This window comes from Acetobacter malorum (genome assembly GCF_002153605.1).
GTDB lineage: Bacteria > Pseudomonadota > Alphaproteobacteria > Acetobacterales > Acetobacteraceae > Acetobacter > Acetobacter malorum_A.
Genome location: NZ_JOPG01000001.1, coordinates 34,560 through 60,238, shown reverse-complemented (window position 1 = coordinate 60,238; position 25,679 = coordinate 34,560). Strand labels below are relative to the sequence as shown.

Genomic DNA, 25,679 nt, shown 5'->3' with positions numbered 1-25,679 from the left:
CCGAGTGTGTGCGGGGAGCAATCAGTTGCTCTGTTTTCTATCGGGCGCGACGCAGTTCCAGAATTTTTCTGGAAAAAAATGAATTTATCTTATACGGTTGTCGTCCTTTCTTACATTTCTGACAACATTGGTTGACCTGAATGACGCCACCATCTTCGCGGCCTGGTATGCCGTTACTGATTACGACTGTCCTTGTGGCAGTGCTGGGCCTGTTCCTGACGGGAGGCGGCGCATGGCTCGCTTCTCTGGGCGGCTCTCTCTTTTATGTGCTCTGCGGGCTGGTCCTGCTGGTCACTGCCGGGCTGCTCTGGCGGCGTCGGCAGGAAGCTCTGTGGCTTTATGCCGCTCTGGTTTTTGCAACGCTCATCTGGTCCGTGGGAGAAGTCGGGTTTGACTTCTGGGCGCTGGCCCCGCGTGGGGACGTGCTGCTGCCGCTGGGCCTGTGGATGCTCCTGCCGTTTGTGACCAGAGACCTTTACCCGCACTCCCGCATGGGGCGTGCTCCGCTGGCTCTGGGCGTGCTGGCTGGTGTGGCAGTGTATGGCTTTGCGCTGACGCAGGACCCGCAGGACATTGCCGGAGTGCTCCCCTCCGCAGGACCGCAGGCCGCTGTTGTGCCGGGTGATGCGCAGGATGCGGCGGATGCCGACTGGCCCGCTTATGGTCGCACCCAGTTTGGTGACCGTTATTCTCCGCTCAAGCAGATTACCCCGGCCAATGTGTCCGGTCTGAAAGTGGCATGGGTGTTCCGCACGCATGACCTGAAGACCCCGAACGACCCCGGTGAATTCACGGATGAAGTCACGCCCATCAAGGTGCGCGACACACTGTATCTCTGCTCCCCGCATCAGATCCTGTTTGCGCTGGATGCAGCAACGGGCAAAGAGCGGTGGAAGTTCGACCCGAAGCTCCAGTACAACCCGACCTTCCAGCACATGACGTGCCGTGGCGTCTCCTATTCTGAGATGCACCCCGGTGATGTGACGAGCGATGGCTCGCCAGCTCCGACCGAGTGCAGCCACCGCGTCTTCCTGCCCACAAATGATGGCCGTCTGTTTGCGCTGGATGCGGAAACAGGGGAACGCTGCCACGGCTTTGGTCAGGATGGTGAACTGGACCTGAAGGGCGGCATGCCGATGCATGAGGCCGGGTTCTATGAGCCGACCTCTCCGCCGGTGGTGACGCAGAAGGTTGTGATTGTCTCCGGTGCGGTGACGGATAACTACTCCACGCATGAACCCTCTGGCGTGACGCGTGCGTATGACCTGTATACGGGCCGTCTGGTCTGGGCGTTCGATGCAGGGAACCCCAACCCGAACGAACTGCCGTCCGACACCCACAAATATGTGGCGAACTCTCCCAATTCCTGGATTACGGCGTCTTACGATGCCCGGCTGAACATGATCTACATCCCCACGGGTGTGGCCACGCCGGATATCTGGGGCGGTCATCGCTCAGCCGATCAGGAACGTTATGCGTCCGGTATCCTGGCGCTGAATGCTGATACGGGTGAGAAGGTCTGGTTCTATCAGACTGTGCATCATGATCTGTGGGATATGGATATTCCGTCCCAGCCGAGCCTTGTCGATATTCGTCAGGCAGATGGCACGGTGGTTCCTGCTCTGTATGCGCCGGCCAAGACGGGCAACATTTTTGTGCTGGACCGCCGTAACGGACACCTGATTGTCCCGGCCCCGGAAACGCCCGTCCCGCAGGGGGCAGCCCCCGGTGACCATGTGGCACCCACCCAGCCGTATTCCGAACTCACCTTCCGCCCGAAGAATAATCTGACGGATGCGGACATGTGGGGCGGCACGATGCTGGACCAGATGGTCTGCCGCATCATGTTCAAAAAGCTGCGGTATGAAGGCCCGTTCACGCCGCCGTCCCTGCAGGGCACGCTGGTGTTCCCCGGTAATCTGGGCATGTTTGAATGGGGTGGTCTGGCTGTGGACCCTGTGCGTCAGGTGGCTTTTGCTAACCCGATTGCCATTCCGTTTGTCTCCACCCTCATCCCGCGTGGGCCGCGTAACCCGGCTGAGCCGAACCCGAATGTCGGGCCGTCCGGTTCAGAAAGCGGTGTGCAGCCGCAATACGGCACGCCGTATGGTGTGGACCTGCATGCCTTCCTCTCTCCGCTGGGCATTCCTTGCAAACAGCCGGGCTGGGGCTATGTCGCCGGGATTGATCTGAAGACCAACAAGATCATGTGGATGCACCGCAACGGCACCGTGCGGGACAGCTCTCCGCTGCCGCTGCCCTTCAAGGTTGGTATCCCGTCTCTGGGCGGCCCGCTGACCACGGCTGGTGGTGTGGCGTTCCTGACCTCCACGGCGGACTACTACATCCGGGCGTATGACGTGACGACCGGCCGCCAGCTCTGGCAGGACCGTCTGCCCGCAGGTGGCCAGTCCACGCCGATGACGTATGAAGCCAATGGTCGCCAGTTTGTGGTGACAGCCGATGGCGGCCACGGCTCCTTCGGCACCAAGCTGGGCGACTATATTGTGGCCTATGCGCTGCCGGATGGTGCGGAAAAGCACTGATCTGACCAGACTGTTGCCGGACGGTGTTCCGGCATGACGTAAGGGAAGGGGCGAACCGGGAAACGGGTTCGTCCCTTTTTTATGGGCAGAATGAGGCTGTTCCCGTGGCGTGCAGGGGCTAGAGCGTCGCCTGTTTTTCTGACAGGAAGGGCTTTGTAAGCGCAGGTCTTGGAGCCGGCGTATTTCCAGAGACGGCCTGCCAGAATGTGGGTGAGGAAAGGGGCGCAAATGTACGTTGTCATGGGGGCCACTGGCCATGTCGGGGGCAGTGTGGCGCGGGCGTTGCTGGCGGCGGGAGAGGCTGTCACCGTCGTCACCCGCAGTGCGGCCAAGGCTGAAGTCTGGCGACATAAGGGGGCCGAGGCGGCGGTGGTGGATGTGCAGGACACCCCGGCTCTGACCGCGTTATTTCAGAAAGCCGAGCGTGCCTTTGTGCTGAACCCGCCCGCCAGTCCGGCCCTGAATACGGATGTGGAAGAACGCAGGACGGTGCAGGCTATTTTGAAAGCCTTGCAGGGAGCGGCGCTGGAAAAAATTGTCCTTCAGTCCACCTATGGCGCTCAGCCCGGCGCGCACTCCGGGGATCTGGGTGTTCTGTATGAATTTGAGGAAGGAGCGCGCCAGTTGCAAACCCCGCTCTGTGTTGTGCGGGCCGCGTATTATATGAGCAACTGGACGTTCGGTCTCGACGCCGTGCGGACGTCTGGTGTTCTGGAAACCTTTCTGCCTGCCTCGCAAAAAGTGCCGATGGTGGCTCCGCAGGATAGTGGGGCGGTTGCAGCGCAGTTGGTGCGTGCGCCAGTCTCTGAAACCGGTGTGTATGCGGTGGAAGGCCCGGAATGGTACAGCCCTGCTGATGTGGCGGACGTTCTGGGGGAGGTTTTGAATAAGTCGGTGCGGGTGGCGTCTCTTCCCAAAAACGAGTGGCTGGCGGCATATCGCCGCAATGGGTTTTCAGACGATGCGGCGCAGTCTTACGCGCATATGACAGAAATTTTTGTCACGCAGGCGTATGACGTGCCTCCTGCCCCTCTAAAGGGCCCGACTGATCTGAAAACCTATTTTCAGCAGGCTTTGACGGAGTAAAGCATCTGAGAAGGAAAAAGACATTTTTCTAAATGGACGATTGTGTGGGTTAATATTATGCTCACGTTTATAATGAAATCCGCTTGCAGGCAAAATTATGAATTTTAATGATGGCATTATTTATATTCTCACGAACCCCGTCATGCCTGGGTTGGTCAAGATTGGTAAAACTGATCAGATTATCTCCAAACGACTCAAACAACTTTATAGCAGTGGTGTCCCAGTACCGTTTGAATGTTTTTATGCAAAACGTGTTTCCGATTATCATCGCGTTGAAAAGCATCTTCACGGCGCGTTTGGCGATCATCGTATTAACGGGAACCGGGAATTCTTCCGGATTGAACCTGAGCGTGTGCAGCTCATTCTGGAACTGCTTGATGGTGAAGTGATTGCGGTAGACGAAGAACCTCTTCCGTCACAGGCAGATCAGTCTGACGGAGAAAATCCTATTACCCCTGATGACGTGGCGGCTTTTCAACGTGAGCAAAAGCGGCAACCAAACTTCAATTTTAGTATGATCGGGCTGACACAGGGTGCGGTACTTGAATGGATCAGTGACCCGGATATCAAATGCTCTGTGTGGGACGATAAGAAGGTTCTGCTGGAAGGTGAAATTGTGAGCCTTACAAAAGCAGCAGGTATGATTTTTACAAAACTTGGAAAAAATTTCGTTGCTTTGCGCGGGCCTGATTACTGGACATTTCAAGGGAAAACCCTCACGGCACTGCGCGAAGAAAGTTTTGATGAACCCTGCTAACGCGCGTGTTTGGGTGTCCTAAGCAGAGAAGCCGCTTGCATTCCCCGTAGTGATTGATGATCCTGCATTCCATGTGGAATGAACCGTATCTGGAAACCTGTTGCCGCTCCGCCCTGCACCGTTTGTGCCTTGCGGGAGCTGTGGGGCGTCCCGCCGGGCAGCGGGATGATCCGTGTCTGGTGCGGATGGAAGGCATGGGCTTTGTGCGGGATAACGGACAAGGCCGCTTTTTTGTCACTGATGAGGGCGAGGCGCGCCACGCGCGGGAAGTGCTGAAAGTCGCAGACGGGCTTAAGCCAGCGCCTGCACGGCATGGATGATTCGTCCCGATGATCTGTGGGAGGCGCTGGATGCCCTGGCGCTTGAACAGGGGCTGACCCCCTCTGGCCTTGCCCGTGCCGCGGGACTGGACCCGACCACATTCAATCCATCTCGCCGGATCAGTCCGCAGGGTGAAATGCGTTGGATGGCATTGCCCACTCTGCTGCGGGCGCTGGATGTTCTGAAAATCTCCCCTGCAAACTTTATCCGGCGGCTGGAAGGCGAGGGGCGCGGGCAGGGCGCTGCTCCGGTCCGGCGTCTTCGGGGGCTGCCGCTTTCCCGGCTGCGGGGCAATGGTCTGTTTGACAGTGCAGGCCACCCGACTGGCGTCTTGTGGGAGGAGGTCACACTCCCCTGTGCCGTAACCGGAGATGCCTACGTCGTGCGTGTGGATACGGATGCCCTGGAACCCGTGTTGCGGGATGGGAGTTCACTGGTCATCATGCCCGATATGCCGCCCCGGCGTTCTGATCGTGTGTTGCTCATGCAGTCTGATTTTGAACCGGTTCTTGGTATTCTGGTTGAAAACCCGGATCCATCAGCTCTTGAAGGGGGATCTCGCTGGGCGGTGTATTCCTTTGCCGCCCCGCCTGCAGACGAACTGGTGCCCGTCTCGGAGGGAAAGTCCGATGTATGGATGCACCGTATTATTATGGCGACGTTTTAAGGTCGCTGTTCATAAAGACAAAGAAAATACGGGCCTTATGCTTTCACACAAGGCCCGCATTTCTATGTTTTAAAAAAGAAAAATCGACAATCAGGCAGAGTGTCGGGTCATCTCGCTGGTTGTGGGAGCATCCAGCAGATAAGGACCGGCTGCCGCGAGGGTCAGCACCAGAACGCCTCCAGTCTCGCCTTCCAGAGCATTGCCGAGCGGCAACAGGGCATTCCCGTTTGTCCATGCATAGTTGGTCTGGTCATCCTCATGCCAGCCAGCCGGCTTTTGAGCCTGAAGGTGCGCGGTAAGGGTGTGCTGCTGCTTTGCTGATGTGCTGGAAATAGCAGAAACAGCGACACCCAGATAACGACGATCATCCACAAACGGGCCAATCACGTCTGCCGGGCGACTGGCGCGAGAGACAATATGCACGGCCTGTGTGCCCGGGGGCAGCATAAAGCTGTACTGCGGACCATCCTGACGCATGGGGCGGATCACTGCGCCTGATTGTGTGACAAGATGCAGGTCAGGGTCCTGCGTGCGTGTCGTGCTGGGAACTGTAGCAGAGCCATCTTTAAGGCTGGCAGCGCGCATTTTCAGGGTGTCGAACAGCGGTTCAACAAAAGCACGGTCCACTTCAAGCGGGGCGGCGGCATCATCCTGCCAGGTGCGGGCAGCATTCCGCAGGGTTGCAACCTTACCGTCCTGCCGGAAGGAGAGGCGATTGCCCGTATCCAGATAGCTTTCAGTCAGCACACCATCTGCGGTGATGACGGAATGCTCTTCGGTTTCGACGTGGTAGTAATCATAAGACGGAATGGTTTTATCGTAGAAGATAGACACGCCATTCACCAGCATGCGCGCCGGGACAAATTTGCCGTTAAAGAACAGGCAGTGCTCGGCGGTAATCAGCATGTCCTTGTAAGGCACACCATCGGCAAGAGCGTCTTTGAGGATGCGAACAGGCCAGCCGGCTTCATCGTCTGGCAGATTAGCCTGCGCTGTTGCGTGCGCCTTGCCTGCCCAGACAACCCGGCGCGTGACGGGGGTGTTGTGCTTCCAGTCAAACGCAACGAGCTGATCACCAATCTGGATCTTTTCCACAGCGCGGGTGCCATCTGCGGTGCTGATTTCGCTCCCAGACAAAAAGCAGGTCACGAAATGCTTGTTGTTAAAAGCCAGATTGCTTGAGGATGAGTTAGTGGTGTTTGTGATTGTCCAGTGGTTGTTGGAGTTGGAATAAGAATAATTATGGTAAGAAAAATCGCTGATTTTTATATCTGCGTCAGTAAGTAGATAGTATCCACCATGTCCGTCACCCAGAATGATCTGGGTTGATCCGGATTTTCCCCATGTCAGATCGTAAGTATAATTTTTTCCATTGATCGTGAAGCTGCTTTTGGAAAAAGTGACGGAAACGCTATTCTGTATATTGACTGGCGTTGTTGTGCCGCCACTATTGCCGCCACCCAGTGTCGCAAAATTAAGAATATATGTCCCGCTGGTGGGAATCGTGGATGTAGAATCACTTGTGGATGTAGAGCCACTCATTGAATATTAGTCCCGTGAATATTTTGAAGATGAAGGCTTTAGTAAAGCGGGCCGGGTTTAACACTTGGGTCTGGGATCGTCATCTATTTTTTAACGAAAAATACATAAAGTGCCGGCGCTATCATTTTCTCTCATGCGTTCAGAGGGGGCAGGGAAGGGCAGCGTTAAAACGAGTCGCGCAAAGAGCGCAGCAAGAGGCCTGATGACGCCCTCGTATTTTCTTCTGCGTAAAAATTTACAGGGAAACAGCTCCCCGCGGTGCGGAACTGGCTGACAAGTCTCTCCGTATCGCTTAAAGGGAGCAGCATGACCGACACACCCCTTTCGCTCATCCGTAATTTCTCGATTATCGCCCATATTGACCATGGGAAATCGACACTGGCCGACCGCATGATTCAGGCTTGCGGGGCGTTGACCGCCCGCGAGATGACGAATCAGGTGCTCGATAATATGGATCTTGAGCGTGAGCGTGGCATCACCATCAAGGCCCAGACCGTCCGGCTGACCTATCCGGCCAAGGACGGCAAGACGTATGTCCTGAACCTGATGGACACGCCCGGACATGTTGACTTTGCGTATGAAGTCAGCCGCTCTCTGGCCGCGTGTGAAGGCTCGCTGCTGGTGGTGGATGCCTCGCAGGGTGTGGAAGCGCAGACACTGGCCAACGTGTATCAGGCCATTGATGCCAACCATGAAATTGTGCCGGTGCTGAACAAGGTCGATCTGCCCGCAGCCGATGTCGAACGCGTCAAGGCGCAGATTGAAGAAGTCATTGGCATCCCCGCAGATGATGCGGTGGAAATTTCCGCCAAGACCGGCCTGAATATTGAGGGCGTTCTGGAAGCCGTTGTGACCCGCCTGCCGCCGCCGGTGGGGGATGCGGAAAAGCCGCTTCAGGCCATGCTGGTGGATAGCTGGTACGACCCGTATCTGGGCGTGATCGTGCTGGTGCGCGTCAAGGAAGGCCGCCTGCAGCGCGGCATGAAAATGCGCATGATGTCCACGGGTGCCGTGCATCAGATTGATCAGGTCGGTGTATTTGCCCCGCGCATGACGGCGGTGGAAAGCCTTGGTCCGGGTGAGATGGGGTATATCAATGCTGCCATCAAGACCGTGGCCGACTGCAACGTGGGTGACACCATCACCGATGACCGTCGCCCGGCGGACAAGGCTCTGGCAGGGTTCAAACCCTCCATTCCGGTGGTGTGGTGTGGCCTCTTCCCCATTGTGGCGGACGACTTTGAAAAGCTGCGGGACAGCCTCTCCAAACTGCGCCTGAACGATGCCTCGTTCCATTATGAGGCCGAGACGTCCGCAGCGCTGGGCTTTGGTTTCCGTTGCGGCTTCCTTGGCCTGCTGCATCTGGAAATCATTCAGGAACGTCTGTCCCGCGAGTTCGATCTTGATCTGATCGCCACCGCGCCGTCCGTGGTGTACCACATCACGCTGACCAACGGGCAGGAAGAAGAGCTGCACAACCCGGCGGATATGCCGGACCTTTCTCAGATCGAGAAGATTGACGAGCCGTGGATCAAGGCCACCATCATGGTGCCGGATGAATATCTGGGTGCTGTGCTGACCCTGTGCACGGAGCGCCGCGGCGTACAGGTGGATCTGACCTACGTGGGCAACCGCGCTATGGCCGTCTATCGTCTGCCGCTGAACGAGGTGGTGTTTGACTTCTATGACCGCCTGAAGTCCCTCACGCGCGGTTACGCCAGCTTTGACTATCAGATGGACGGGTATGAGGAGAGTGACCTCGTGCGCATTTCCATTCTGGTCAATCAGGAGCCGGTGGATGCGCTGTCCTTCATTGCGCATCGCTCTGCGGCGGAAACCCGTGGCCGCGCCATTTGCGCCCGGCTGAAGGACCTTATTCCCCGCCAGCTGTTCAAAATCGCCATTCAGGCAGCCATTGGCAGCAAGGTGATTGCGCGTGAGACCATCGGCGCACTTTCCAAGGATGTGACGGCCAAATGTTATGGCGGTGACATCTCCCGTAAGCGCAAACTGCTGGAAAAGCAGAAAGAGGGTAAAAAGCGTATGCGGCAGTTCGGGAAAGTGGAAATTCCGCAGAGCGCCTTCCTCGCTGCTCTGAAAATGGATGGCTAACCCCGGCATGGCAGGCCTGCGGCAGCGTTAAGGCGGACTTGATCCGTCCTGTTTTCGCTCCTATGTCGGAGGTCTTCCAGCCGGAGTTGGTATCACCTTCATGAACAGCACAGCGCCTCTTGATGTCGGCGACCATCAGCACGCCACGTTCCCCGATGGGCTGGATCTGGAATGCGGTGTGCATCTGCCGTCCCTTGATGTGGCCTATCGCACCTACGGCCAGCTCTCCCCCAAGCGGGACAACGCCATTGTCATCTGCCACGCCTTTACGGGGGATCAGTACGTGGCGGAAACGCATCCGCAAACCGGCAAGCCCGGATGGTGGGCGCGCATGGTGGGGCCAGGGCGGCCCATTGATACGGACCGTTTTTTCATTATCTGCATGAACGTGCTGGGCGGCTGCATGGGCAGCACTGGCCCGCGTTCCCTTAAACCGGCCTGCGCCGAAGGCAAGGTGGAGCGCTGGGGCACGGATTTCCCGCCTATTACCATCCGTGACATGGTGCGTGCCCAGTATAAGCTGGTGCGCTCTTTAGGGATTGAGCGGCTGTTTGCGGTCGTTGGCGGTTCCATGGGCGGTATGCAGGTGCTGGAATGGGCCGTGACGTATCCGCACATGATGCTGGCCGCCATGCCGATTGCGACGGCCCCGTTCCACTCCGCTCAGAATATCGCGTTCAACGAGGTCGGGCGTCAGGCGATTTTTGCTGACCCGGACTGGTATAGCGGTCGTTACTGGGAACATAATGTGGTCCCGGCGCGTGGGCTGGCCGTGGCGCGTATGATGGCGCACATCACCTACCTTTCAGAAGAAGCGCTGACGCGCAAATTCGGCCGCCGTGTGCGGCAGGAACCTAAGGACGCGCAGGCTCCCGAGGCTTCTCTGGCCATGTTTGGCGATGTGTTCGAGGTGGAATCCTATCTGCGCTATCAGGGCTCGGCCTTTGTGCGGCGGTTTGACGCCAATTCCTATCTGACCATTACCCGCGCCATGGACTGGTTTGACCTTGCTGCTGAGCATGATGGTGAACTCCCTGCGGCCTTTGCCGGCACGCCGGTGCGGTTTTGCGTGGTGTCATTCTCGTCCGACTGGCTGTTCCCCACATCCAGCTCCCGCTATCTGGTGCGTGCGCTTAATCAGGCCGCAGCGAACGTCTCCTTTGTGGAGATTGAAACGGACAAGGGGCATGACGCCTTTTTGCTGGATGAACCGGATTTTGACAGAACCGTACGGGGCTTCCTGTGCGGTGTGGCAGATCATGCAGGGCTCGCCTGATGCGCCTTGATCAACGCCTGATTGCAGAGATGATCGAACCCGGCACACGGGTTCTGGACGTTGGCAGCGGTGATGGCGCGCTGATTGACCATCTGTTCCGCCTGCGCGGCTGTGATGCCCGTGGCATTGAAATCGATATGCGGGAAGTTACCCGCTCCGTCGCCCACGGCCTGCCCGTTGTGCATGGGGATGCGGACCACGATCTGGCGCATTACCCTGATGATGCGTTTGATTATGTGGTCTTGCAGCGCACGCTTCAGGCAGTGGAGCGCCCGCGGGAAGTGCTGCGGCAGATGCTGCGTATCGGGCGGCATGCCATTGTGTCTTTCCCCAATTTTGGCCACTGGCAGCTCCGGCTGAAACTACTGCTGAGCGGACGGATGCCCATGACGGCTGTGTGGCACACCCCGTGGTATGAGACGCCCAATATTCACCCGTGCACCATTCGGGACTTCATCGCGCTGTGCGCGGAAGAGGGCTATTGTGTGCAGCAATGGATGGCGGTGGATGAAGACGGGGAACGCGCCCCCTGGCGGCGCTCCATCCGGATGGCCAATTTGTTTGGTGAGCAGGCTTTGTTCCTGCTGCGGCGGGAAGGCGAGTGCCCGCCTGTATCTGAGAAACACTGATCTCAAAAGAAGAAGCTGAGAGACATGGATGTTCTGAAAGCCGTCGCCACGCGGCGGGCTGTGAAGCAGTATGACCCGGATTTTCAGATCCCCGAAGCCGACCTTGCGCAGATCCTGGATGCCGCCCGCATGGGACCAACGGCCTTCAACCTGCAAAACTGGCGCTTTGTGGTGGTAACGGATCCGGCGCTGCGTCAACAGATCCGCGCGGCGGCGTGGGATCAGGCTCAGGTGACAGACGCCTCTGTTCTGATTGTGGTCTGTGCCGACCTTGCTGCGTGGAAGAAGAGCCCGGCCCGTTACTGGCAGGATGCCCCGCAGGACGTGCAAACGCTGATGGCCGGGATGATTGACCAGTATTATCGCGGGCGGGAACAGGTGCAGCGGGATGAAGCCATGCGCTCCTGCGGGCTGGCAGCGCAGACGCTGATGCTGACGGCGGTGTCTCTGGGCTATCAGACCTGCCCGATGGACGGCTTTGATTTTGATGCCGTGGGCAAGCTGATCAACCTGCCGGAAGACCATGTGATTGGCCTGTTTGTGGCCATCGGCAAAGGCACTGCGCCGCCTCAGCCACGCGGCGGCAGCCTGCCCCGGCAGGAGGTTATTCTGGCTGATCGATTTGCAGACTGATTATTTCTTCTAAAACTTTTGTTAGGCAAGCAGATGTGAAGAGGTCTCGTTCATAGAATGAGGCATCTTTACCCTTTTTTAAAACTTCCTTTAAAATTGAGCATCCATGGCTTTTGTTTCATTGCTTTGGCCGGTTGTGGTCGGAGCCGTGAACAGAGTGTGACGATTATATGGCGGCTTTCTTTTCGGACCAATATGGTACGGAAGGCTTGCGGGGTATGAGAACTCCACTTATATACCGATTCAAGGCAGGGTTTTCAGACTGACTTTTCTGAAAAGACGTGACGCTGCCAGCATTGTTAAAAAATGTTCATGAATGCGGGTGAGGGGTCGTGCACAGAGTGCGCCGTTTTCACTCCGTCCTGACACGATATGGTGCGTAACTGAAAAAGGGTGTTCTCGTCTCGCTTTTCAGGCTGCACGAAAAGGTTTGCCCTGATGACTACGTTTTCTGAACTGAATCTTGCCCCCCCTCTGTTAAAGGCTCTGGCTGAGCAGGGGTATGAAACCCCGACCCCCATTCAGGCTCAGTCCATCCCGTATCTGCTGCAAGGCCGTGATCTGCTGGGTCTGGCCCAGACAGGCACCGGTAAAACCGCAGCATTTGCCCTGCCTATCCTCAACCATCTGCATGCTCATCCCAAGGTTGCCGGCCCCAAAAAGCCGCGCGTTCTGGTGCTTGCTCCCACGCGTGAGCTGGTTTCCCAGATCAGCGACAGCTTCAAGGCCTACGCCCGCCATATGAAATTCACGCAGGCCGTTGTGTTCGGCGGCGTGGGGCAGGGGCGTCAGGTTGAAGCCATGCGTCGGGGTGTGGATGTGCTTGTTGCAGCCCCCGGCCGCCTGCTGGACCTGATTGGTCAGGGCTTTATTGACCTCTCCGGCCTTGAAGTGCTGGTGCTGGATGAAGCTGACCGCATGCTGGACATGGGGTTTGTGCGCGATATCCGCCGCATCATGACCTTCCTGCCGCCCAAACGGCAGACGCTGCTGTTCTCCGCTACCATGCCGCGCAGCATTGCAGATCTGGCTAACTCTCTGCTGCATGATCCGGCTAAGGTGGAAGTCACTCCGCCGTCCAGCACGGTGGACCGTATCCAGCAGGCTGTGATGTTTGTGGATGGCACGGACAAGCGCGATGCCCTGCTGACCCTGGTGGAATCCCCCAAGGTGGCCCGCGCCGTGGTGTTCACCCTCATGAAGCACGAGGCCAACAAAGTTGCGGAATTCCTGAACAAGAACAACGTGGTGGCGGAAGCTATTCACGGTAACAAGTCTCAGGGTGCGCGTGAGCGGGCCATGAGCGGCTTCCGCACCGGGAGCGTTAAAGTTCTGGTGGCAACCGATATTGCGGCCCGTGGCATCGACGTGGACGATGTGAGCCACGTCTTCAACTACGATCTGCCGAACGTGCCGGAAAGCTACGTCCACCGTATTGGCCGGACGGCGCGTGCCGGGCGTGATGGCTGGGCCGTGTCCTTCTGTGACCCGGAACAGCGCGCCTGGCTGCGTGATATTGAAAAGACCATTGGTAAGCCCATTCCGGTGGTGCGTGACCATCCCTGGCACTCCGAAAGTGCTGAGGCCTCCACCATGCGTCCGCCCGTGCTGGGTGGCGGTGGCCGTGGTCGCGGTGGTCCGCCGCGTGGCGGGAATGGCGGCGGCGGTGGTCGTGGCCGTGGTGGCCCGCCGCGTGGTGGGAATGGTGGCGGCGGTCGTCCGGGTGGCGGTGGTCGCTCCGGTGGCGGAGCCTCTGCTGGCCGTGGCCGCGCCTTCTAAGACGTGCCCTCACCCTTACGGGTTTGTGGTAAATGCAAAAAGCCGCTGTGGAGCCATCCGCAGCGGTTTTTTTATGGCTGAGTGCCGGGCTGGAACGCTGTTGTCGCAGAGGATGCAGAAGGCGCCAATGCTTTTGGGGTGAGCTGCACAGAGACCGCGCAATGGTCAGAGAGGGTGACAGGCTGACTTTCTTGCCGGTAAGTCATCACGCGCAGAGAATGCGGTTGCAGCCAGTTTTGAGCCGCACCGCCCAGCAGAATATGGTCAATAAAATAGGAGCCATTTTCGCAGGGGCTGGCCCATCCCGCAGTTGTCAGACTTAGTGGGGCAGCTTGTCTGAGAATGAGGAAAAACGGGTCATAAACCGTCATGCGCCGGTTGAAGTCGCCCATGATCACAAAGGCTTCATGCGCAGCCGCCCGCGCGCTGATCCAGTTTTGCAGCACGCCAAACTGCTGCAACAGGGTGGGGCAGTTATGGTGTTTTTCTGAAACAGGATTGTCCCAGCAGCCGGTTTTGAGATGTAGCACCAGAATGCGCAGCGGGATTGTATCGGTCTCGACCGTTACATCCAGCCCGCGCCGGAGTTGATGCGTGGCCGTGGTGGGCGCAACGTCAAGCTCCACCAGATCCGGGTTGCGGTGGGCGGGAAGCGGTTTGCGTACCGCCAGCGCCGGATGCTGGAGGAGGGCGTCATTCGTCATAAAGATCTGATAGGTGCGGGCTGGAAAAAGCCGCTCTGCCGTGGCGGTGGTGTCCGCTTCCTGTAACCCGACGATGTCAGCGTCCAGATGCCGTGCGTACGCCGCCAGTTTTTCAAAATCGGCAGCGGTCCGATGGGGGCGGTCAGGCGGGGCATTGGCTGCCAGCGGCCCATCCTCCGCCATCAGCCATTCCATATTCCACGTTGCCAGCTTGAGGGAGTGGGCTGGAGCCGGAGCGGCTGCCGGTGAAGGCGAAGCTTCCTGCTGTGTTGTGGGACTGAGGAACTCGTGTTCACCAGTGGGAACTGCAAGGGCAGGCTGTATCGGCATGCCGACCAAGGCTGCGCCCAGCAGGAAAAATGCGCCGGGGAGCGTTAGGGAGTTGGTAAAACGGGTCATGCAAAGAAAAACCGGCGAAGCCTGTGCTCCGCCGGTCCGTGTCTTATTTGAAAGCAAACCTTCCTGCCTTTAGGCAGGCTGGGCTTCCAGATGTGAAATGGCTTCCGCAATGGTGGTGGTTTTACGGGTCTGTTCATCAAGAATGGTGATTTCACCCGTCCCGATGTCATAGAACCAGCCCTGCAGGAACAGCGTGCCGCGTGCCATGCCAGCCACCACAGCCGGGTGGGTTTTGAGGTGAGAGAGTTGCAGCAGCACATTCTGCTCAGACAGGCTGCGGACATTGGCCGGGCCAGCGTCTTCTGCCTTCAGGTCTCCCAGTGCTGCGCGGGCAGCCTCTGCATTGCGCAGCCATTTACGGACGGTCGGCATTTTGTCCAGACCGCTTTTTTCCGGAGCCAGCAGGGCTTTCATCGCGCCGCAATCGGAATGGCCGCAGACGATAATGGCGGACACGCCAAGGCCGGCGACGGCATATTCCACAGCGGAAGACACACCGCCCAGCATTTCGCCATAGGCCGGAACAATGTTGCCAATGTTGCGCAGAATGAACAGGTCGCCCGGTTCCGTCTGGGTGATCAGGCTGGGGTTAATACGGCTGTCTGCGCAGGCAATAAACAGAGCGTTGGGAGACTGGCCATCTGCCAGAGACGCAAAAAGGTTCTGCTTGGCCGGGAAAACCTCAGTGTTGAAGTGTTCAACGCCACGCAGCAGCGAAAGGAGGCCGGCTCGGGCTTCAGAACAAGTAGGCATAGGCTTCTCCAAAAAATACTCAGAAGGGTGCAGGATTCGGTCCTGGCCAAAGACCTCTCTTCTGCATGATAGAGTTGAATGAAACGCATGACACCGGCTTTTTTTCCGCCAGTCTGAAATTTTTTTTATAGGAAATCAGTCTGGTGGCACAGTCCAGCTAAAAAAATACCCCTGCCAGCGTGGGCCCGAAAGAGGTTGGGCGGCTGGAGAGGGGTATTTTCTTAAAACACGTCAGACGTGTTGATCAGAGGATATCGGTCTCGTCGTCATCCAGATCCGGCTCGCTCATCTGGTCGGCCGGATGGCGGATGGGGGCAGGGTTCCCAACGCGCGGGCGCTGAGTTTCTGCCTGCTGGCGACGGGTGAAGTTGTTGGCAATGGTTGCCAGCTCCATGAAGTTATCGGCCTGACGACGCAGATCATCGCCAATCAGCGGCGGAGAAGAGCGCATGGAGGACACGACGGACACGCGGGTGCCCTGACGCTGCACGGCTTCCACCACGCGGCGGAAATCTGAGTCACCGGTAAAGAGAATGGCGTGGTCGATATGCGGCGCCATTTCCATCATATCCACAGCAATTTCGATTTCCATATTGCCCTTCACGCGGCGTTTGCCGGTGGAATCGGTAAATTCGCGGGCAGGTTTGGTCACCAGGAAATAGCCGTTATAGGACAGCCAGTCCGTCAGCGGTTTAAGGGGTGAGTAGTCTTCCGTATCCAGAATGGCGGCGTAATAATAAGCGCGTATGATGTGTGTTTTGGATGTGAAGAAATCCAGCAGCTTTTTATAATCGACATCAAAGCCCAGACCACGGGACGTTGAATAAAGGCTGGAGCCATCAATGAAGAGGCATGTCCTCTCTTCTTTTTTGAGATTCATTTGGGTTTTTTCCTCTAAATGACACGATAAGGCATTTTGAATGTAGGTTAAAAATCTATCGCATTCAGGGATTTAAGGGTAAGGTCGGCGGATTATACCCGTGTTCAGAAAAAAAGATACATCAGCCATGGCATTTATATCAGGCCTGACAAAAACCTCTGACAAGGCAGAAACTGTTCTGATCGCGATAGGAGCAAATCTGCCATATGCGGGGCAGGCGGCGCGTGAGACATGCCAGCAGGTTGTCGCCGCGCTGCAAGACGTGCCGGGGTTGCAGATCGAGGCTGTCTCAGTCTGGTATGAAAGTGCTCCTGTCCCACCTTCCGGTCAGCCTCCTTATATCAATGGTATGGTTCGGGGGATCGCCAGGATTGGGCCTGATGCCCTGCTACAAGCGCTTCAGACAATAGAAACGCGCTTTGGGCGCGAGCGTTCCATACCAAACGCAGCCCGCACGCTGGATCTCGACCTTATCACCTATGGCTCTCTTTGTCAGAATGATTCGCATCTTATCCTGCCACATCCCCGTGCGCATGAGCGGGCTTTTGTGCTGCTGCCCCTGCAGGACGTCGCGCCGGAGTGGGTTCACCCTTCCAGCGGGAAAAGGCTGGCGGACCTGCTGCCTGATGTCGCGGATCAGGAAATCCGCCGGATTCAGGAATAAGGACTTCCTAGGGGTGGGGGGATGCGTTACAATGCTCTCTCTGAATTTTTTAGCTGAATTGTCTGGAGGCTCTTCGTAATGGCCCGCGTCACCGTCGAAGACTGCGTTGAGAAAGTCCCGAACCGCTTTGAGCTGGTGCTGTATGCGGCGCAGCGCGCCCGCAATATCTCACGCGGGGAAGAGCTTACCATTGACCGCGATAATGACAAGAATCCGGTTGTCGCCCTGCGCGAAATCGCGGACGAAACGGTCAAGCTGCCTGACCTGCGTAATGATCTGATCCGCTCTCAGGCCCGCGAACCCGAGCCCGAGCCTGTGGATGAAGAAGTGCAGGATCTGGTGCCGACTGAACAGAACATCTTTGGTCTGCAGGAAGTCTCTCCGGAAGAAGAAGCTTCTGATGATGCCGGTGCGATTGAAGCCGCTCTCAGCGGGCGCGCACGGCGGTAAGAGCGTGTGACGCAGGCGGGGGGCGACAACAGGACCGGGACTTTGGTGTCTGAGGCAGACTCCTCAGCCGGTTCTGCGCTTCTGCCTGTTGCAACGGGGGACTCCACCCCCGTTCCGGTTTCTCCTGAGCCTTCCGGGCGTGGAGATATTACCTGTGACCGGCTGATCAATGTTGTGCGCGGATACGCGCCAACTGCTGATCTGGAGAGTATTCGCCGCGCTTTTGCCGTGGCGAAAAAGGCTCATGAGAGCCAGCTTCGTGATAATGGTGACCCGTACATAACGCACCCGCTGGCGGTTGCGATGATTCTGGCTGGTTTCCGGCTGGATGTGCCGTCCATCATCACGGCCCTGCTGCACGACACTATTGAAGATACCGGCATTACGCAGGAAGACCTGCGGGCGCAGTTTGGCCCGACGGTGGCGGATCTGGTGGATGGTGTCACCAAGCTGACCCGGCTGGAGCTCCAGTCTGACCGCACCAAACAAGCCGAAAATTTCCGCAAGCTCGTGCTGGCGATGTCGAAAGACATCCGCGTTCTGCTGGTCAAGCTGGCGGACCGTCTGCACAACATGCGCACACTGCATTTTGTGGAGCGGGTGGACCGTCGCCAGCGCATTGCGCGGGAAACGCTCGATATCTATGCCCCCCTTGCCGAACGTATCGGTATGGATCGGGTCAAGACCGAGCTGCAGAACCTCTCCTTCGCGCAGCTTGAGCCGGAAGCAGATGCCACCATTCGCGCCCGCCTGAATTACCTGCGCGGGCAGGGTGCTGATGTGATTGAAGAGGTGCGGCGGGAACTGCTGCGCCTGTGTGAAGAAGCTGGGCTGAAGAACGTCCACGTCTCAGGCCGGGAAAAATCGCCGTATTCCATCTGGGAGAAGATGCAGCGCCGGAATGTGGCGTTTGAGCAGCTCTCCGACATTATGGCGTTCCGCGTTGTGGTGGATACGCGTGAGGATTGCTACATGGCGCTCGGGGCGGTGCATGCCGCCTATCCGGTTATTGCCGGGCGCTTCAAGGACTATATTTCCACCCCCAAGGCCAACGGATATCAGAGCCTGCATACCGGGGTGACGCTGCGCTCCCCGCGCAACCAGAAGATTGAAGTGCAGATCCGCACCGAGGCCATGCACGACATTGCCGAAAACGGCGTGGCGGCACACTGGGCGTATAAGGAAGGTGATGTTGAGGCCGGTGGCGGGATTGCTGGCTTCCGTCGGCCACGCTGGGTGCAGGATCTGCTGGAAATTCTGGAAGCGTCCTCCGCGCCGGATGAGTTTCTGGAAAACACCAAGCTTGAACTCTATCAGGATCAGGTTTTCTGCTTCTCCCCCAAAGGCCAGCTGATCTCGCTGCCGCGTGGGGCGACCTCGGTTGATTTTGCCTATGCTGTGCATAGCCAGATTGGCGATTCCTGCGTGGGGGCCAAGATCAATGGCCGCCTGATGCCGCTGCGCCATGAGTTGCAGAACGGGGATCAGGTCGAGATCATGACGGCCCGCGGTGGCGCACCGTCCCCCTCGTGGGAGCGGTTTGTGGTTACCGGCAAGGCGCGGGCGCGTATTCGTCGCTATGTAGCTGCACAGCAGCGCCAGACCTATCTGGATAGCGGCCGCGCAGCATTGGCCAAGGCCTTCCGTCAGGAAGGGGTCGATGGCTCCGAAAAGATTATTGAAACCACACTGAAGGCGCTGAAGCAGAATTCGCTTCAGGATCTTTATGTGTCGGTGGGCAATAACAACCTCGGTGCGCGGGATGTTGTGCATGCGGCCTACCCGGAACTGCGTCGCGCGACACGTGCGCCGCGCATGGTTGCGGGGTTGCCGGGTGTTCTGGGTACCGCCGGACCGCGCCCACGCGCCACAAGCGGTGCTGGAAGTGGGCGCTCCGGTGGGGCAATTCCGCTGGTGGGGCTTGGCCCCGGTGTGGCGGTGCATTTTGCCGCCTGCTGCCACGCCCTGCCGGGTGACCGGATTGTCGGGGTGGTCGCGACCGGAAAAGGCGTGACTATTCACACGCGGACCTGCCCGACGCTGGAAAGCTTTGCCGCCACACCGGAGCGTTTTCTGGATGTGGACTGGGATTATGATGCCATGTCTCGCTCTGGCAGCGGAGAGCTGCGGGTGGGGCGCATCACCATTGTGGCCGAGAACGAATCTGCCGTGCTGGCTGCCATTACCAACACCGTATCCAAGGCGGATGCCTCGGTGGTGAACCTGAAGATTGTGCACCGGCAGCTCGACTTCATGGAAATCCTTGTAGACGTTGAAGTGCGGGACCTGCGCCATCTGTCCTCCGTGATTGCCGCGCTGCGGGCCGCGCAGGGTATTTCTCAGGCTGACAGGGCACGGGCGTGAGTGTGATCGCCGCCGGAGTGGATTTGTGCGACATGCGTCGGATTGAACGCGTGATCGAACAGTTTGGTGACCGCTTCCTCAATCGGGTGTTTACCCAAACGGAACGAGCCCGGGCCGACCGCCGGAAGGGTCAGGCCCGGATTGGGGCCTATGCTAAACGCTGGGCCGCCAAAGAGGCCTGCGCCAAGGCGCTGGGCACCGGGTTTGCGCAGGGTGTGGCGCAGAGCCAGATCGGGGTGGATAATCTGCCCTCTGGTCAGCCTACACTGGTGCTGACCGGGGCAGCCTTGCTGCGGTTGCAGCAGATCGTGCCCGCGGGGCAGGTGCCGCATCTGGTGCTGAGCATGACGGACGAGCATCCGTATGCCTTTGCTGAGGTGATTATCTCGGGGCGTCCCGCTTGACATCCCCTGGGGTGCGCGGCTTGATCCCGCCGATTTTTCTTTTCTTTCCTAACGACGCAGACAGGCGGTGCAGGACATGACCAACCCGAACCAGACTCCCACGGCATCAGGCGCAGGGGGGCCGGCAACCATCGGGCAGCTCGTGCTGGACTATGCGAGAACCATCATCGGCGTGGTGCTGGTGGTCACGCTGTTCCGCACTTTCCTGTTTGAAAGCTTCGTGATTCCGTCCGGCTCCATGATTCCGACCCTGCAGGTGGGGGACTACATCATGGTGTCCAAATACAGCTACGGCTATTCGCGCTATTCCTTCCCGTTCTCGCCCAACCTGTTTCAGGGGCGGATCTGGGGAGCGGAACCGCATCGGGGTGATGTGGCTGTATTTCGTTTTACCAAAGATACGTCGGTTGATTACGTCAAACGGATTATCGGCCTGCCGGGTGACCATATCCGCGTGACGGAAGGCCATCTGTATCTGAACGACCAGCAGGTGCCCTGCCTCGCCCCGCATCCCTATACCGCGCTGGATGAATCCCATGTGCCGATGGAAGGCGAGGCTTGTGATGAGCAGTTGCCAGCCAGTGGGGGCAAGGGCGTCGTGGCGCATCAGGTGCTCAAGCTGATGGATGATGGCGCGCAGAACAATACGCCGGATTACGTTGTGCCGCCGGGCTATTTCTTCGCCATGGGCGATAACCGGGATGACAGCGCGGACAGCCGCTTTATGGGCGATGGTCCGAAAGACCTTGGTTTTGTGCCGATGGAAAATCTGGTTGGCCATGCGTCGCGCGTGTTCTTCTCCGTAGAGTCCGCGCACCCGTTCTGGCAGATCTGGTACTGGCCGGCGGAAATTCGCTGGGCCCGTATTTTCCGGAGCATTACATGAAGCGCCCCGCAGTTTTTGCCGGAGAAGCCTCCGCTGTAACCGCCCTGCAGGACCGGCTGGATTATCAGTTCAGTAATCCCGCTCTGCTGCATGAGGCGCTGACGCATCGCTCTGCCGCGCACCAGAACGCAGGCGGGCGGCGTCGGCCGCAGAAGGCGCGGGGCATGGGCTCTAACGAGCGGCTGGAATTTATCGGGGACCGTGTGCTGGGGCTGCTGATGGCGGAATGGCTGCTGGAACGCTACCCGGCAGAGCAGGAAGGAGCACTTGGCTCCCGTCTGGCGCATCTGGTCTCCCGCACGTCGTTGGCTGAAATTGCCGAACGGATTGATCTGCCTGCCAGTCTGGCCGTTGCCACGCATGAGGCCCGCGCCGGGGTGCAAAGCACCGCCAATGTGGTGGCCGATGCGTTGGAAGCCGTGCTGGGTGCAGTCTTTCTGGATGGCGGGCTGGACCCGGCGCGGAACATTGTCCGCACGGTCTGGAAGCCGCTGCTGGATGCGCAGGCCCGCCCGCCCAAGGACCCGAAAACGGCCTTGCAGGAATGGGTTCTGGGCCGCGGGCAGAGCCTGCCGGTTTATAAGACAATCGGGGCCGATGGCCCCTCTCACGCGCCGTTGTTTGTGGTGCAGGTTACCGCTGGTGGCCGGAGTGGAGAAGGGCGGGCCGGAAACAAGCGGGCCGCCGAAAGTGCCGCAGCAGCGGATCTGCTTGAACAACTTGGAGGCCCGCAACATGGGTGAGACGACACGCTGCGGGTTTGCCGCTCTGGTGGGGGCGCCAAACGCCGGTAAATCCACGCTGCTGAACAAGATGGCGGGGGCGAAACTCTCCATTGTCAGCCCTAAGGCGCAGACGACCCGCGCCCGTGTGCTGGGGATTCTGATGCGCGGCACCACGCAGATTCTGCTGGTGGATACGCCCGGAATTTTCCAGCCGCGCCGGATGCTGGACCGGGCGATGGTGGCCGCCGCATGGAGCGGGGCGGAAGATGCGGACATCACGCTCCTGCTGGTGGATGCGCGCTCGGGTCTGACGGATGCGGTTAGCAGCATTATTGAGCGTCTGGCGACCACGGGCCGCAAAGTCTGGCTGGTGCTGAACAAGACCGATCTGGTCTCCCCGGAACGGCTGTTGCCGCTGACGCAGGACATCACCAAAAAGCTGACGGTGGAGCATGTCTTCATGGTCAGCGCCCGCTCCGGCAGCGGGGTGGAAGATCTGCTGGACCGTCTGGCTGCCAGCCTGCCGGAAGGCCCGTATCTCTACCCGGAAGATGATCTGACCGATCTGCCCGACCGGTTGCTGGCCGCTGAACTGGTGCGTGAGCAGATCTTCCTGCAAACGCATGAGGAAGTGCCGTATGGCACGACGGTGGAGACGGAAAGCTATAAGGAACGCCCCGACGGTTCCGTGCGGATTGACGCCACCATTTATGTGGGGCGCACCGGCCACAAGGCGATTCTGATTGGCGAGCGCGGGCAGAAAATCCGCCAGATTGGGGAGCGCGCGCGTAAGCAGCTTTCCGGTCTGCTGGAACGGCCATGCCACCTGTTTCTGAATGTAAAAGAGCGCTCTGGGTGGGATGAAGAGCGCGCCCGCCTGCGCGCCATTGGTCTGGATGATGTGCCCTAAGGCGGGTCTGACCGCTTGTGGCCGCGCGTCATGAAGGATAAGAGAGGGGCGACTTGTCCTGCCCCTGCACGGGGGCAGGGCCTTTTTCAGACGATCTGCGTGATTGAGGGCCAATGACTGCTTCCACTGGCGAGATGCCACCCCGTAAACGCGTATTGCTCAAAGTTTCCGGCGAGGCCCTGATGGGGTCAGGCGCTTATGGCGTCGATCAGCAGACGGTTGAGCGTATTGCCGCTGATGTTGCCGAGGTTGTGCGCAGCGGGTGGGAAGTCTGCCTTGTTGTGGGCGGTGGCAACATCTTCCGTGGTCTGGCCGCGGCGGCCAAAGGCATGGATCGTGCTCAGGGCGACTACGCCGGCATGCTGGCAACCGTGATTAACGCTCTGCTGCTGCAGAACGCGCTGGAAGGCCAGGAACTCCCCACGCGGGTGATGTCCGCTATTGCGATGTCTGCCATTGCCGAGCCCTATATCCGCCGCCGCGCCGTGCGGCATATGGAAAAAGGCCGCGTGGTAATTTTTGCTGCGGGGACCGGCAACCCCTTCTTCACCACCGATACCGCCGCCGCGCTGCGCGCTGCGGAAATGGAATGCGATGTGTTGCTGAAAGGCACGCAGGTGGACGGCGTGTATTCGGCTGACCCCAAGCATGACCCCTCTGCCGTGCGGTATGAGCAGCTGACTTATATGGATGTGCTGTCCAAACAGCTGAACGTGATGGACGCCGCAGCCATCAGTCTGGCGCGTGAAAATCGTCTGCCGATTGTTGTGTTCAACATTGGTGAGCCGGGGTCTTTCCCGCGTGTGATGCGTGAAGAAGGCCCTTACACGCGGATTATCGAAACCGCGTAAAACCAACGGACTATTGTGTTCGCGGTGTGCTGCCGCCGGACCCTGTTGTTGAGAGTGATGAGACGGACCTGTGAAAGGTCCGTCCGGGAAACGGGAGAGAGACCGTGTCTGATCTGAATGCCCTTCTGGAAGACCTGACGCGCCGCATGGATGGCGCTCTGGAAAGCCTGCGTCGTGACTTTGCTGGCCTGCGTTCCGGCCGCGCCAGTCCGGCCCTGCTGGAGCCGGTGCGCGTGGAAGCTTATGGCGGTGAAGTGCCGCTGACGCAGGTTGGCTCCATTGCCGTGCCGGAAGCGCGGATGATTACCGTGCAGGTGTGGGACCGCGTGCTGGTGGGTGCTGTCGAGCGTGCCATCCGTGATTCCGGGCTGGGCCTGAACCCGGCTTCTGACGGCCAGCTGATCCGCGTGCCGATTCCGCAGCTGACGGAAGAACGCCGCCATGAACTGGCCAAGGCTGCGGCCCGCTATGCCGAAGGCGCCAAGATTGCCGCCCGTGGCGTGCGTCGTGATGGCATGGACAAAGCCAAGGCGTTTGAGAAAAAGAGTGAGATCAGTCAGGATGACGTCAAGACGTGGTCTGACGCCATTCAGAAGCTCACGGACCAGTATGTGAAAAAAATTGATGACATGCTGGCTGAAAAAGACCGCGAGATTAAGCAGGTCTGACGCCAGTGGCGTCGGGATTCCTCTCTCTGGCCCGTGGTGGTGAAGCCGTGCCAACAAAATCATCCGGGACTGTAGACAGGAAATCTGTCGTCCCCGCGCATGTTGCCGTCATTATGGATGGCAACGGGCGCTGGGCGCTGGAGAGAGGTCTGCCGCGTCTGGCCGGGCATAAAGCGGGGGCGGAAGCCGTTTCCCGCTGCCTGCGTGCGGCCATGCATCGTGGCGTGAAGTATCTGACACTCTATGCGTTCTCTTCGGAAAACTGGTCCCGCGAACCTGCCGAGGTGGCCGATCTGACCAGCCTGCTGCGGTATTATCTGCGGCATAAGGTGGCGGAACTGCACCGTGAAGGCGTGCGCATTCGCTTTATTGGCGATCTGGCGCGGTTTGATGTCAGCCTGCGGGAAGAGCTGGCACGAGCCGAAGCGCTCACGCGGGACAATGGGCGGCTGACCCTCCTTCTGGCCCTGTCTTACGGCGGGCGCGGCGATATTGTGCAGGCGGCGCGTCGTCTGGCGCAGTCGGTGCAGCAGGGCGACCTGAAGCCTGAAGAGATTAACGAAAGCCTGTTTGCGGACAAGTTGTGGACCGCTGGCGTGCCAGACCCGGATGTGGTGGTGCGGACCAGTGGGGAGTTCCGGCTGTCCAACTTCCTGCTGTGGCAGAGCGCCTACGCGGAACTCGTTTTTCTGGATATTTTCTGGCCCGACTTCAATGAAGGGCATTTTGCGACCGTGCTGGAAGCCTATGCCCGCCGGGAGCGCCGGTTTGGCACAAGGCCTTCTGTATCATGACGCAGCCGGACGCTTCGGCCTGGAGAGATTTGCGGACCCGCCTAATGTCCGCCTGTGTGCTGGTGCTGGTGGCCGGGCTGTGCATCGGTATGGGCGGCCTGCTGTATGATATCCTCATTCTGGGTGTGATGGGCGGCATGGCGGCAGAAGCAGCCATCCTGTTTGGCCTGTCTCCCAAATCATGGCGCGGCAGTGTTTACGTGCTGTGGGCCATTGGGGCCGGGCTGGCTGCGGTAACGGGCCGGTGGGAAGCCTTCCCGATTTTCTGCCTGAGTTCTTTTGTGTTCGGTGCGCAGTTATGTGCCGTCATGTGCGTGATTGTGCTGGCAGGCACGGCCCTTGTCTGGCTGCGGCTGGAGAGCGTGTGGCCGGTGCTGTTTGTGGTCGCGGTTGTGGTGGCGAGTGACAGCACCGCTTATCTGACGGGCCGGCTGTTTGGTGGCCCCAAGCTGGCCCCGCGTATTTCTCCCGGTAAAACATGGTCCGGTTCTCTTGGTGGGCTTGTGGGCGCTGTGCTGTGCGGCTGCCTGATTGCGGGCCTATCCGGGCAGGGCGGGGTGGCGACGGCAGCGTTCTGGGGCGCTGTTCTCGGTGTTGTGGCGCAGGCGGGCGATCTGGCGGAAAGCGCCATGAAGCGCGCGCTGGGCGTGAAGGATTCTGGCACCCTGCTGCCGGGGCATGGTGGCCTGCTGGACCGGTTTGATGGTCTGGTGGTCGCAGCCCCTGCGGCGGCTCTGGTGTCTTTGTGTGTGGCGGCTCCGGCACCGTTCTGGACGGCAGGCGCGCACGCTGTTTTCGCGTTTCTGGCAGGAAAACTGCCGGGGTGAGTCTCAACAGGCGGCACGGCCCTGTGGGGGCAGACCGCCTTCGTCTGGTTTG

Annotated in this window: 25 protein-coding genes; 21 read left to right on the top strand and 4 right to left on the bottom strand. The window is 58.9% G+C overall.

Annotation, left to right across the window (positions count from 1 at the left end; genetic code table 11):
- The first annotated feature begins 140 nt into the window (after positions 1-140).
- From HK23_RS00320 to HK23_RS00300, 5 genes are all read left to right on the top strand, one after another.
- Positions 141-2,546 (top strand): glucose/quinate/shikimate family membrane-bound PQQ-dependent dehydrogenase, encoded by a 2,406-nt coding sequence (locus tag HK23_RS00320; RefSeq protein ID WP_086652436.1) that lies wholly within the window; start codon positions 141-143, stop codon positions 2,544-2,546.
- 228 nt (positions 2,547-2,774) lie between these two features.
- The gene (locus tag HK23_RS00315) at positions 2,775-3,632 is read left to right on the top strand and encodes an NmrA family NAD(P)-binding protein (RefSeq protein ID WP_086652435.1); all 858 of its coding nucleotides are present in this window, start codon (positions 2,775-2,777) and stop codon (positions 3,630-3,632) included.
- A 97-nt stretch (positions 3,633-3,729) separates the two neighbouring features.
- Complete coding sequence (locus tag HK23_RS00310; RefSeq protein WP_086652434.1) at positions 3,730-4,389, top strand: GIY-YIG nuclease family protein; 660 nt, start codon at positions 3,730-3,732, stop codon at positions 4,387-4,389.
- Between the two features lie 71 nt (positions 4,390-4,460).
- Positions 4,461-4,709 (top strand): hypothetical protein, encoded by a 249-nt coding sequence (locus HK23_RS00305; RefSeq protein WP_086652559.1) that lies wholly within the window; start codon positions 4,461-4,463, stop codon positions 4,707-4,709.
- On the top strand, positions 4,706-5,377 hold the full coding sequence (locus HK23_RS00300; RefSeq protein WP_086652433.1) for a helix-turn-helix transcriptional regulator: 672 nt from the start codon (positions 4,706-4,708) through the stop codon (positions 5,375-5,377). The genes HK23_RS00305 and HK23_RS00300 overlap by 4 nt, the downstream gene beginning before the upstream one ends.
- A gap of 90 nt (positions 5,378-5,467) precedes the next feature.
- On the opposite strand, the gene HK23_RS00295 is transcribed toward HK23_RS00300, so the two are convergent.
- Positions 5,468-6,919, bottom strand: a complete 1,452-nt coding sequence (locus tag HK23_RS00295) for a Hint domain-containing protein (RefSeq protein ID WP_086652432.1) — start codon at positions 6,917-6,919, stop codon at positions 5,468-5,470.
- Positions 6,920-7,225: 306 nt separating this feature from the next.
- Between HK23_RS00295 and lepA the strand changes: the two genes are divergently transcribed.
- The 5 genes from lepA to HK23_RS00270 all read left to right on the top strand — a co-directional run bounded on the left by lepA (position 7,226) and on the right by HK23_RS00270 (position 13,348).
- Positions 7,226-9,031 (top strand): translation elongation factor 4, encoded by a 1,806-nt coding sequence (gene lepA / locus HK23_RS00290; RefSeq protein WP_063907905.1) that lies wholly within the window; start codon positions 7,226-7,228, stop codon positions 9,029-9,031.
- 100 nt (positions 9,032-9,131) lie between these two features.
- Entirely contained in the window at positions 9,132-10,307 is a 1,176-nt protein-coding gene (metX, locus tag HK23_RS00285) for a homoserine O-acetyltransferase MetX (RefSeq protein ID WP_063907906.1), read from the top strand.
- Positions 10,307-10,936, top strand: a complete 630-nt coding sequence (gene metW / locus HK23_RS00280; RefSeq protein WP_086652431.1) for a methionine biosynthesis protein MetW — start codon at positions 10,307-10,309, stop codon at positions 10,934-10,936. Before metX ends, metW begins: the two co-directional genes overlap by 1 nt.
- 24 nt (positions 10,937-10,960) lie before the next feature.
- Positions 10,961-11,569 (top strand): nitroreductase family protein, encoded by a 609-nt coding sequence (locus tag HK23_RS00275; RefSeq protein ID WP_086652430.1) that lies wholly within the window; start codon positions 10,961-10,963, stop codon positions 11,567-11,569.
- A 438-nt stretch (positions 11,570-12,007) separates the two neighbouring features.
- Entirely contained in the window at positions 12,008-13,348 is a 1,341-nt protein-coding gene (locus tag HK23_RS00270) for a DEAD/DEAH box helicase (RefSeq protein WP_086652429.1), read from the top strand.
- Between the two features lie 71 nt (positions 13,349-13,419).
- Here the strand turns inward: HK23_RS00270 and HK23_RS00265 are convergent, their stop codons facing one another.
- The 3 genes from HK23_RS00265 to HK23_RS00255 all read right to left on the bottom strand — a co-directional run bounded on the left by HK23_RS00265 (position 13,420) and on the right by HK23_RS00255 (position 16,084).
- Complete coding sequence (locus HK23_RS00265; protein WP_256939990.1) at positions 13,420-14,451, bottom strand: endonuclease/exonuclease/phosphatase family protein; 1,032 nt, start codon at positions 14,449-14,451, stop codon at positions 13,420-13,422.
- A 69-nt stretch (positions 14,452-14,520) separates the two neighbouring features.
- Positions 14,521-15,204: a carbonic anhydrase gene (locus HK23_RS00260; protein WP_063907909.1), complete on the bottom strand. Its 684-nt coding sequence runs from the start codon at positions 15,202-15,204 to the stop codon at positions 14,521-14,523.
- Positions 15,205-15,448: 244 nt separating this feature from the next.
- Positions 15,449-16,084, bottom strand: a complete 636-nt coding sequence (locus tag HK23_RS00255; RefSeq protein WP_086652428.1) for a LabA-like NYN domain-containing protein — start codon at positions 16,082-16,084, stop codon at positions 15,449-15,451.
- Positions 16,085-16,211: 127 nt separating this feature from the next.
- Here HK23_RS00255 and folK point away from each other — a divergent pair, with 127 nt between their 5' ends.
- The 11 genes from folK (at position 16,212) to HK23_RS00200 (ending at position 25,627) form a co-directional block, all read left to right on the top strand.
- Positions 16,212-16,748: a 2-amino-4-hydroxy-6-hydroxymethyldihydropteridine diphosphokinase gene (folK, locus tag HK23_RS00250; RefSeq protein WP_086652427.1), complete on the top strand. Its 537-nt coding sequence runs from the start codon at positions 16,212-16,214 to the stop codon at positions 16,746-16,748.
- Positions 16,749-16,826: 78 nt separating this feature from the next.
- A complete protein-coding gene (gene rpoZ, locus HK23_RS00245) occupies positions 16,827-17,198 on the top strand; it encodes a DNA-directed RNA polymerase subunit omega (RefSeq protein ID WP_025829482.1) in 372 nt (123 codons plus the stop codon).
- Positions 17,199-17,345: 147 nt separating this feature from the next.
- Positions 17,346-19,562: a RelA/SpoT family protein gene (locus tag HK23_RS00240; RefSeq protein ID WP_373270298.1), complete on the top strand. Its 2,217-nt coding sequence runs from the start codon at positions 17,346-17,348 to the stop codon at positions 19,560-19,562.
- Positions 19,559-19,966: a holo-ACP synthase gene (gene acpS / locus HK23_RS00235; RefSeq protein ID WP_086652426.1), complete on the top strand. Its 408-nt coding sequence runs from the start codon at positions 19,559-19,561 to the stop codon at positions 19,964-19,966. Before HK23_RS00240 ends, acpS begins: the two co-directional genes overlap by 4 nt.
- 76 nt (positions 19,967-20,042) lie before the next feature.
- Positions 20,043-20,852, top strand: a complete 810-nt coding sequence (gene lepB, locus HK23_RS00230; RefSeq protein WP_063907912.1) for a signal peptidase I — start codon at positions 20,043-20,045, stop codon at positions 20,850-20,852.
- Positions 20,849-21,595 (top strand): ribonuclease III, encoded by a 747-nt coding sequence (gene rnc, locus HK23_RS00225; protein WP_086652425.1) that lies wholly within the window; start codon positions 20,849-20,851, stop codon positions 21,593-21,595. Before lepB ends, rnc begins: the two co-directional genes overlap by 4 nt.
- Positions 21,588-22,487, top strand: a complete 900-nt coding sequence (gene era / locus HK23_RS00220) for a GTPase Era (protein ID WP_061492264.1) — start codon at positions 21,588-21,590, stop codon at positions 22,485-22,487. Before rnc ends, era begins: the two co-directional genes overlap by 8 nt.
- Before the next feature lie 113 nt (positions 22,488-22,600).
- Positions 22,601-23,338 (top strand): UMP kinase, encoded by a 738-nt coding sequence (gene pyrH / locus HK23_RS00215; RefSeq protein ID WP_063907914.1) that lies wholly within the window; start codon positions 22,601-22,603, stop codon positions 23,336-23,338.
- 146 nt (positions 23,339-23,484) lie between these two features.
- A complete protein-coding gene (frr, locus tag HK23_RS00210) occupies positions 23,485-24,006 on the top strand; it encodes a ribosome recycling factor (RefSeq protein WP_063908344.1) in 522 nt (173 codons plus the stop codon).
- Between the two features lie 113 nt (positions 24,007-24,119).
- Positions 24,120-24,800 carry a polyprenyl diphosphate synthase gene (gene uppS, locus HK23_RS00205; protein ID WP_218777684.1) on the top strand — a complete coding sequence of 227 codons (681 nt, stop codon included), beginning with the start codon at positions 24,120-24,122 and terminating at the stop codon, positions 24,798-24,800.
- Positions 24,797-25,627, top strand: coding sequence for a phosphatidate cytidylyltransferase (locus tag HK23_RS00200; RefSeq protein ID WP_086652423.1), 831 nt, complete (start codon positions 24,797-24,799; stop codon positions 25,625-25,627). Before uppS ends, HK23_RS00200 begins: the two co-directional genes overlap by 4 nt.
- The last annotated feature ends 52 nt before the right edge of the window (positions 25,628-25,679 follow it).